Source organism: Streptomyces longispororuber, from assembly GCF_024448165.1.
Taxonomy (GTDB): Bacteria; Actinomycetota; Actinomycetes; order Streptomycetales; family Streptomycetaceae; genus Streptomyces; species Streptomyces longispororuber_A.
Genome location: NZ_JAMOLN010000131.1, coordinates 21,210 through 29,985, shown reverse-complemented (window position 1 = coordinate 29,985; position 8,776 = coordinate 21,210). Strand labels below are relative to the sequence as shown.

At 72.0% G+C, this 8,776-nt stretch carries 6 protein-coding genes; 3 read left to right on the top strand and 3 right to left on the bottom strand.

All coding sequences use genetic code 11. From position 1 onward, the window contains the following. Positions 1-30: 30 nt before the first annotated feature. The gene (locus tag M4J07_RS30850; RefSeq protein ID WP_255977078.1) at positions 31-993 is read left to right on the top strand and encodes a protein phosphatase 2C domain-containing protein; all 963 of its coding nucleotides are present in this window, start codon (positions 31-33) and stop codon (positions 991-993) included. A 79-nt stretch (positions 994-1,072) separates the two neighbouring features. After that, the gene (locus tag M4J07_RS30845; RefSeq protein WP_255977076.1) at positions 1,073-2,818 is read left to right on the top strand and encodes a pyruvate dehydrogenase; all 1,746 of its coding nucleotides are present in this window, start codon (positions 1,073-1,075) and stop codon (positions 2,816-2,818) included. Between the two features lie 52 nt (positions 2,819-2,870). Here the strand turns inward: M4J07_RS30845 and M4J07_RS30840 are convergent, their stop codons facing one another. Beyond that, positions 2,871-5,936 carry an alpha-mannosidase gene (locus M4J07_RS30840; RefSeq protein WP_255977074.1) on the bottom strand — a complete coding sequence of 1,022 codons (3,066 nt, stop codon included), beginning with the start codon at positions 5,934-5,936 and terminating at the stop codon, positions 2,871-2,873. A gap of 206 nt (positions 5,937-6,142) precedes the next feature. Between M4J07_RS30840 and M4J07_RS30835 the strand changes: the two genes are divergently transcribed. Further along, entirely contained in the window at positions 6,143-6,592 is a 450-nt protein-coding gene (locus M4J07_RS30835; protein ID WP_255977072.1) for an ATP-binding protein, read from the top strand. 27 nt (positions 6,593-6,619) lie between these two features. Here M4J07_RS30835 and M4J07_RS30830 read toward each other — a convergent pair whose 3' ends face one another. Together M4J07_RS30830 and M4J07_RS30825 are read right to left on the bottom strand one after the other, a co-directional pair. Further along, positions 6,620-7,699 (bottom strand): DUF2637 domain-containing protein, encoded by a 1,080-nt coding sequence (locus M4J07_RS30830; protein ID WP_255977071.1) that lies wholly within the window; start codon positions 7,697-7,699, stop codon positions 6,620-6,622. Positions 7,700-7,896: 197 nt separating this feature from the next. Continuing rightward, a complete protein-coding gene (locus M4J07_RS30825) occupies positions 7,897-8,742 on the bottom strand; it encodes a (2Fe-2S)-binding protein (RefSeq protein WP_255977069.1) in 846 nt (281 codons plus the stop codon). Between the last annotated feature and the right edge of the window lie 34 nt (positions 8,743-8,776).

The following is an 8,776-nucleotide window of genomic DNA, read 5'->3' as shown; positions in this document are numbered from 1 at the left end:
GCCGAGCCGAGGGAGGCGGTCCCGGTCGTCGTGCCCTACGTGGGCGACGGGCCCCCCACCTACGACGCCGAGCCGACCGCGCTGCCGGCCGCCGATCCGGACGAGCTGGAGGACCTCGTCGCCGACACCGTGCTCGACGGGGCGCGCTACGGGTCCAGCACCCTGCGGGCCGCGTCCGTGCGGGGCGACTCCGCGCGGTTCCGGGGCGAGCCGCGCCGCGACAGCCTGCTGACCGCCCGGTTCGGCAGCGGACCCGGAGCGCTGATCCTGGTGGCCATGGCGACCGGCGCCCGCGCCACTCCCGGCGCCCACCGCGCCGCCGCCGAGGCCTGCGACTGGATCGGCCGGGCCGTGGGGCTCAGCCACGCACGGCTCGCCGAGGACATCAGGGGCGGCCGCCGCGGCGACCTCAAGTCGGGGCTGCACCGGCTCACCGACCGCAGCCTCGGCAAGCTCAGGGCCGGCGCCGCCGAGCAGGGCCTCGACCCGGACGAGTACAGCGCCACGCTGCGGTGCCTGCTGGTCCCGGCCGACCCCGAGTGCCGCACGCGGGTCTTCTTCGGCGTCGGCGGCGGCGGCCTCTTCCGGCTGCGCGACGGCGCCTGGCAGGACATCGAGCCGAGCGTCGTCGAGCAGAGCGGCGCCCCCGTGATGGGGTACGGATCGCTGCCCGCCGCCGAGACCCCGGAGGGTGACCGGCTGACCATGGACCTCGGGATCACCACTCCGCCCAGCCCCTACGAGCCGGCCCCCGAGCCGCCCCGCGACCCGTTCCGGTTCCGGGCCTCGGTCGCCCGACCGGGCGACGCCCTGCTGCTGTGCACGGCGGGCCTCGCCGAGCCGCTGCGCGGCGAGCCGCAGCTCGCCCGGCACCTCGCGGCCAGGTGGGCGAAGGCCGAACCGCCGGGGCTCGCCGCGTTCCTCGCGGACACCCAGGTCAGGGTGAAGGGCTATGCCGACGACCGGACCGCCGCGGCCGTTTGGGAGGCGTAACCGCGCCCCGTGTGAATTCATGGAACCCAGAAGCACCGTACGCATCGGGAAAACCGGGTTCCGAAGGGGCGCGTGAGTCATGGCCAAGCAGAACGTCGCCGAGCAGTTCGTCGCCATCCTCGTCCGCGCGGGCGTCAAGCGCATGTACGGGGTCGTCGGCGACAGTCTGAACCCGGTCGTCGACGCGATCCGCCGCAACAGCGCCATCGACTGGATCCACGTCCGGCACGAGGAGACCGCCGCCTTCGCCGCGGGCGCGGAGGCCCAGATCACCGGGAAGATGACCGCGTGCGCCGGGTCCTGCGGGCCCGGCAACCTGCACCTCATCAACGGCCTCTACGACGCCCACCGCTCCATGGCCCCGGTCCTCGCCCTGGCCTCCCACATCCCCTCCAGCGAGATCGGCCTCGGCTACTTCCAGGAGACCCACCCCGACCGGCTCTTCCAGGAGTGCTCGCACTACAGCGAGATGATCTCCAGCCCGAAGCAGATGCCCCGGGTGCTGCAGACCGCCATCCAGCACGCGGTCGGACAGTCCGGCGTGAGCGTGGTGACCCTGCCGGGCGACGTCGCCGACGAGCCCGCCCCGGAGAAGTCCGTCGAGACCGCCATCGTCACGTCCCGGCCCACCATCCGGCCCGGCGACGCCGAGATCGAGAAGCTCGTCGAGATGATCGACGAGGCGCAGAAGGTGACCCTCTTCTGCGGCAGCGGCACCGCGGGCGCCCACGCGGAGGTCATGGAGTTCGCCGAGAAGATCAAGTCGCCGGTCGGGCACGCGCTCCGCGGCAAGGAATGGATCCAGTACGACAACCCCTTCGACGTCGGTATGAGCGGACTGCTCGGCTACGGGGCCGCCTACGAGGCCACCCACGAGTGCGATCTGCTGATCCTGCTCGGCACCGACTTCCCCTACAACGCGTTCCTGCCGCAGAAGGACGTCAAGATCGTCCAGGTCGACGTGCGGCCCGAGCACCTCGGCCGCCGCTCCAAGCTGGACCTCGCCGTCTGGGGCGACGTGCGCGAGACGCTGCGCTGCCTCACCCCGCGCGTCAAGCCGAAGTCGAACCGCCGCTTCCTCGACAAGATGCTCAAGAAGCACGCCGACACCCTGGAAGGGGTCATCAAGGCGTACACCCGCAAGGTCGAGAAGCACACCCCCGTCCACCCCGAGTACGTCGCCTCCGTCCTCGACGAACTCGCCGCCGAGGACGCCGTGTTCACGGTCGACACCGGCATGTGCAACGTGTGGGCCGCGCGCTACATCTCACCCAACGGACGGCGCCGCGTCATCGGCTCGTTCTCGCACGGCTCGATGGCGAACGCGCTGCCGATGGCGATCGGCGCCCAGTTCGTCGACCGCGACCGGCAGGTGATCTCCATGTCGGGCGACGGCGGCTTCTCGATGCTGATGGGCGACTTTCTGACCCTCGTCCAGTACGACCTGCCCGTGAAGGTCGTCCTCTTCAACAACTCCTCGCTGGGCATGGTGGAGCTGGAGATGCTGGTGGCCGGACTCCCGTCGTACGGGACCACCAACAAGAACCCCGACTTCGCCGCCGTCGCCCGGGCCGCCGGCGCCTACGGCGTCCGCGTCGAGAAGCCCAAGCAGCTCGCGGGCGCCCTCAAGGACGCCTTCAAGCACAAGGGCCCGGCCCTCGTCGACATCGTGACCGATCCGAACGCCCTGTCCATCCCGCCGAAGATCAGCGCCGAGATGGTGACCGGCTTCGCGCTCTCCGCGTCGAAGATCGTGCTCGACGGCGGAGTGGGCCGCATGGTGCAGATGGCCCGCTCGAACCTGCGCAACGTGCCGCGCCCCTGACGCACCGGTGCCCGGCCTCCCGCGCGGGGGGCCGGGCACCGTCCTGTCCGGATCACACCGGGCGCAGCCGCAGCGTCAGGATCTGGAACGGGCGCAGCGAGAGCGCGAGCCCGCTGTCGGACGTCGACGCGGGCCGCAGCGGACGCTCCAGCAGATCCGTCTCGTCCGCGCCCGCCACCGGGAACCCCGCCGTCAGCGTCGCCTCCGCGCGCCCGCCCCGCGACTCGTAGAGCCGCACCACCACGTCGCCGCTGCGGTCCTCGGCGAGCTTCACCGACTCCACCGTCACCGCCGGGTCGTCGACGGTGACCAGCGGGGTGACGGCGGGCGCCTCGGCGACCCGCAGCGGCAGGTTGAGCGCGAGCCCCTCCGCGACCGCGTCGCCCGTCGTCGCACCGGGACGCAGCGCGTACGTGAAGCGGTGCGTGCCGAGGTCCGTCTCCGGGTCGGGACTGTGCGGGGCCCGGAGCAGCGTCAGCCGGACGGTGGTGCCGAGCACGTCGCCGTGCTCGGTGCGGGTCACGTCGTGGCCGTACGTCGAGTCGTTGAGCAGCGCGATCCCGTACGCCTCCTCCGCCACGCGCAGCCAGCGGTGCGCGCAGATCTCGTAACGGGCCGCGTCCCAGCCGGTGTTGGCGTGCGTGGGCCGCTGGACGTGGCCGAACTGGATCTCGGCGGCCGACCGCTCGGCGTGCACGTCGAGCGGGAACGCGGCCTTGAGCACCTTCTCCGACTCCTGCCAGTCCACGTCCGTGACGACGTCCAGGCGCCGGCTGCCCGCCGCGAGCCGGTACTCCTGCGTGATCCGGGACCTGCCGAAGGAGCGGGTGACCCGCACCGCGACCCGCAGCGGACCGTCCTCCACCAGCTCGACCGACTCGGCGTCCGTGAGGTCGGTGCGGGTGTGCCGGTAGTGCGCGTCCAGGTCCCAGGCGTCGTACTGGGTGGGGTGGTCGGGGTGCAGCTGGAGCAGATTGCCGCGGCTGCCGGGGGCCAGCGCCTCCCGGCCGCCGTGGTCCAGGTCCCGTACGGAGGTGAGGAGGCCGTCGCTGTCGACGGTGACGGTCAGGTGCTCGTTCGCCAGGACGATCTGCTCGTCGGCTCCGCGGGTCGCCGCCGCGTGCGCGCCGGGCCCCCGGGTGTGCGCCGCCGCCTCGGCCAGCGAGCGGGCGCCGAGCCCCTCGACGTTCACGTGCACGAGCCGGCCGTCGTGCGCGACGACCTCGCTGCGCGGATACGGCGAGGCGTTCAGCGCCGACACCTCACCGTCCCCGAGGTGCCGCACGGCGTCGGCCGTGATCCCGTCCAGCTCGGCCAGGACGCGGGCGTACGTCTCCCGGGCCTCCCGGTGCACCCAGGCGATGGACGAACCGGGCAGGATGTCGTGGAACTGGTGCAGCAGCACCGTCTTCCAGATCCGGTCGAGCGCGTCGTACGGATACGCGTACGACGGATCGCGCAGCGCCGCCGCCGCACACCACAACTCGGCCTCGCGCAGGGCGTGTTCCGAGCGGCGGTTGCCCTGCTTGGTCTTCGCCTGCGTGGTGTACGTGGCCCGGTGCATCTCCAGGTACAGCTCGCCGGACCAGACCGGGGCGCGGCCCGCGTACTCCTCGTACGCCGCTTCGAAGAACGCCGACGGCTTCTCGATCTCGACCCGCGGAGACCCCTCCAGGGACCGCAGACGGCGCGCCTTCTCCAGCATCTCGCGGGTCGGACCACCGCCCCCGTCGCCCCAGCCGAACGGCACGAGCGACCTGGACGCGCCGCCCTTCTCCGCGAAGTTCCGCTCCGCGTGGGCGAGTTCACGGGCGTGGAACTGGGCGTTGTACGTGTCCACCGGCGGGAAGTGGGTGAAGACCCGGGTGCCGTCGATGCCCTCCCACCAGAACGTGTGGTGCGGCATCTTGTTCGTCTGGTTCCAGCTCAGCTTCTGCGTCAGGAACCACTTCGCCCCGGCCAGCTTCGCCAGCTGCGGGAACGCGGCGGTGTACCCGAAGGAGTCCGGCAGCCAGATCTCCTCGGTCTCCACGCCCAGTTCGTCGAGGAAGAACCGCTTGCCGTGCACCAGTTGGCGGGCGAGGGCCTCACCGCCGGGCATGTTCGCGTCCGACTCCACCCACATCGAGCCGACCGGCGACCAGTTGCCGTCCGCCACGGCCTTCTTGATGCGCTCCCAGATGTGCGGCTGGTGCTCCTTCACCCACGCGTACTGCTGGGCCTGCGAACAGGCGAAGACCAGCTCCGGGTAGTCCTGGGCGAGCGCCGTGACGTTCGCGAACGTGCGGGACGCCTTGCGGACCGTCTCCCGCAGCGGCCACAGCCAGGCCGAGTCGATGTGTGCGTGCCCCGTCGCCGACACCCGGTGGGCACTGGCGTGCGCGGGCCGTGCGAGGACCTCGGCGAGCTCGGCGCGGGCGGCGGCCGCCGTGCCGGACACGTCGTGCAGATCGAGCGCGTCCAGCATCCGCTCCAGGGCCCGCAGGACGTCGTGGCGCCTGGCCCGGTCCGGGTCCAGCTCGTGCATCAGCTCCGACAGCACCTCCACATCCAGCACCAGGTGCCAGACGTCCTCGTCCAGTACGGCCAGGTCGGCAGAGCGGAATCGGTAGATGGGGCGATCCCCTGCGGTCAGCACGTCACCGAGGGGGGTGGGCTCGAAGTCCCGCAGCACCGTCGGATTGGCCGCCGCCTCCAGCAGCAGATGCACGGGTTCGTCTCCGGTGGCGCGCGCCGCGACGGTGAGGTGCCGGTTGCGCGGATGGATGCCCTTGAGGGGCACGCCCGACGCGTCGTACAGCAGCCCCTCCGCCTGGAAGCCGGGCCCCTGTCCGGAGAACCCGGGATCCACGACCACCTCGACGTGCCTCCCCGCCCACTCCCGGGGCACCTGTCCCTGGAGCCGGAACCAACTGGTCGACCAGGGTGTGCCCCACGCCGTGCCGGTCCCGAACGGCTCGTACGTGCCTCGCAGCGCATCGGCCACGGGCACCGGTTCGCCCGGCGCGTGCCAGACGCTCAGGGTGAGGGGCGTCCTCGCCGCGTACTGCGCGGGCCGGACGAACTGGCGCATGGCCCGCTCCAGTCGGCCCTCCACGAGGTGTCGGTCGTCGTGCACGGCGGCTCCTTGAGGTGCTCGTCCGGTCGGGGTCCCCACGCTTCCTTCCCCGGAGGGCCGGTGGACACCCGCGACTGATGGACGAATCAACAAGAGTGCCGACAGGGCAGCGGGGCATGCATTCCCGTGTACGCGTTCGACAGGCAGGCCGAGCAGCACGAGTCCAGAGCGAGGAAGGCATCGGGATCGGCGTGTGGGCGGGGGTCATGAAACGGCAGGTGCAGGACACGGAGGAAAAACCGGCTCAAAGGGGGGATGGTCCGCCCAAACAGCTCACGCGCAAACTGGGCAGGGCGGATCTGAGGGCCGTACCGGAGACCAGGCGCGCAGTGCGCGAGCTGCTCCATCACTGGGGCAGGCCAGGAAGATCGGAGATAGCCGAGCTGCTCACCAGCGAACTCGTCACGAACGCGCTGGTGCACACGGACCGCGAAGCGGAACTCACGGCGACCGTGGGGCCGCGCGGACTCAGGGTCGAGGTGCGCGACTTCGTCACGCGCCGCCCGAAGCTGCGGGTACCGAACGCCGACGACGGTACACACGGCAGGGGCCTGTTCCTGGTGCAGTCCCTCGCGGACGCCTGGGGCGTGATGGCGCTCGGCGGATCCGGCTCGGGAAAGGTGGTGTGGTTCGAACTGGACGGCGGCGCCGTGTGACACGACGCCGCCGCAGCTGAGGAACGGTCAACCGAACTGCTGCTCCAGATCCTTGAGCTTCTGCTCGAGCGTGTCGAGCCGGGGCAGCGTCTGGGTGTCGTCCTCCGCCGTCAGATCGACGGTGAGGGGCGCGATCTGCTCAGGTCCTCCTTTGACGGCCTGGAGCGAGGGCCGGGCGCGCAACGGCAACTGGTCCTGCGAGGGCTGGTTCCCCGGCGATATGGCAGGCTCCGCACCGGCCTGCGCGGAGCCTGTCCCGGCGGTCACGGCGGGCACCTCCACCTGGCGCCCGCCGCCCCGGCCGGTCAGACCGCGGTGGCCCCGGCTGAGCGCGCGCAGCTGCGCCCGCTCCAGCTTCTCGTGCTCGCGCCGCCGCATCCGGTCCTGGGTCTTCTGCCGCTTGTCCTCGCGCACCTCGTCGACGGCCTCGTCCAGCGTCCGTACGCCCTCCAGGAGCATCAGCGACCAGGCGCTGTACGTCTCCCGGGGCGCGCGCAGCCACCGCACGATCCGGATCTGCGGCAACGGCCGCGGCACCAGGCCCTGTTCGCGCAGCGCCGCACGGCGGGTCTGCTTGAGGGCGCGGTCGAAGAGGACGGCCGCCGAGAGGGACATCCCCGCGAAGAAGTGCGGGGCGCCCGCGTGGTCGAGCCCCCGGGGCGCGTGCACCCAGTTGAACCAGGCGGCGGCGCCCGCGAACGTCCACACGAGTATGCGCGAGCCGAGCGCGGCGTCTCCGTGGCTGGCCTCGCGCACCGCGAGCACCGAGCAGAACATGGCCGCACCGTCGAGCCCGAACGGGACGAGGTACTCCCAGCCCCCGGACAGGCTCAGGTTCTGCCGGCCGAAGCCGACCAGGCCGTGGAAGGAGAGTGCGGCGGCGACGGCGGCACAGCAGAACAGCAACACGTACGAGGCGGTCCCGTAGACGGCCTCCTTGCGCCTGCGGCGCTCCTCGCTGCGTTCCCACGAGTCGTCGGACGACGCCGCCGCGGCTTTCTCCCCGGCGCGCTTGCTGCGCGCGAGCACCGCCACCGCCGCCAGCAGGCCCAGGAGCAGCACGGCGCCCGGAAGCAGCCAGTCCAGCGATATGTCGGTCAGTCTCATCTGGGGTCCCTTGCATCGCGGTAGGGCGTTTCGGGCGCCATATTGGCCCAGCTGCCCGAGCCCGCAGGGGGTTTCGGGACAAGAGAACGCCATTGGAGTGCGAGGGGGCGTGCAAAGCGGTCGTACGCTCGAACTCCCGCTGCAACAGAGCCAGTTGAGTTCGATTTACCTCACCCGTACGGGTGGTTCGGTTCCGTTCAGGCCGCGGTGAGCCGCGCGACGCGGTCCGCGTCGCAGGTGCGCGGACAGGTCACGCAGGTGTCCTCGGGGCGCAACGTGTAGAAGAGACAGCAGCTCGCGCGGTCCCTGGTCGGCAGCGATTCGCCCTCGGGGCCCGAGAGTTCGCGGAACGCGGCCTTCCCGACGTACGGCTTCGTCGTCCCCGGCAGCAGCTCCTCCAGCTCGGCCATCGCGCGGCGCTCCTCGCCGAGCAGGTGGCCGATGTACCAGAGGCCCTCGACGATCTCGTCCGTCGCCATGCCCCACAGGGCGCGCGGGCCGCGCCGCATCCGCGGTCCGAAGCCGGTCAGGACGGGCTGCAGGTGGTCGGCGACCGCCGCGCGCAGCTCGGCGCGCAGGGCCTCCTCGTCCGGGACGACGCGGGCGCCGGGCAGCGCCGCGGCCGGATCGCCGGGCAGGCAGGCGAAATCGGTGACGCGGACGGCCATCCGGCCGAGCGTGCGCTGGAAGGAGACGTTGGCCGCGGGGAACCGGGGCACCCTGCGGTGCAGGAACCAGGGGACCGTGATGAGGAGGCAGGCGGGCCAGGCGTAGCGGTGCAGCCCGAAACTGGCGATCACGTCCGGGCGGGCCTGCTGCCCGTAGTCCTTGAGCACCTGCGCGTTGTCCCAGGCCAGGAAGGCGTCGAGGGCGGCGCCGCCCTCCGCGAGCTGCCGGGTCCCGACCCAGCCGGCCCCTTCGGGCAGCCGCTCGTCCGGGGTCAGCTCGGTGATGCGCAGGCCGGGGAACACCTCGGTGAGGCGGGCGTACGCGGCCGTGACCGCGCTGTGCGTCGCGGCGGGCGCCGGGGTGACGAGGGTCATGCAGGGACCACCGAATCACGATCGTTTGCAGGTA

What these genes read in the sequence shown, in the direction of transcription:
- M4J07_RS30845 (WP_255977076.1), top strand. Translation starts at nt 1,073, where the DNA reads ATGGCCAAGCAGAACGTCGCCGAGCAGTTCGTCGCCATCCTCGTCCGC.
- M4J07_RS30835 (WP_255977072.1), top strand. Translation starts at nt 6,143, where the DNA reads ATGAAACGGCAGGTGCAGGACACGGAGGAAAAACCGGCTCAAAGGGGG.
- M4J07_RS30830 (WP_255977071.1), bottom strand. Translation starts at nt 7,699, where the DNA reads ATGAGACTGACCGACATATCGCTGGACTGGCTGCTTCCGGGCGCCGTG.
- M4J07_RS30825 (WP_255977069.1), bottom strand. Translation starts at nt 8,742, where the DNA reads ATGACCCTCGTCACCCCGGCGCCCGCCGCGACGCACAGCGCGGTCACG.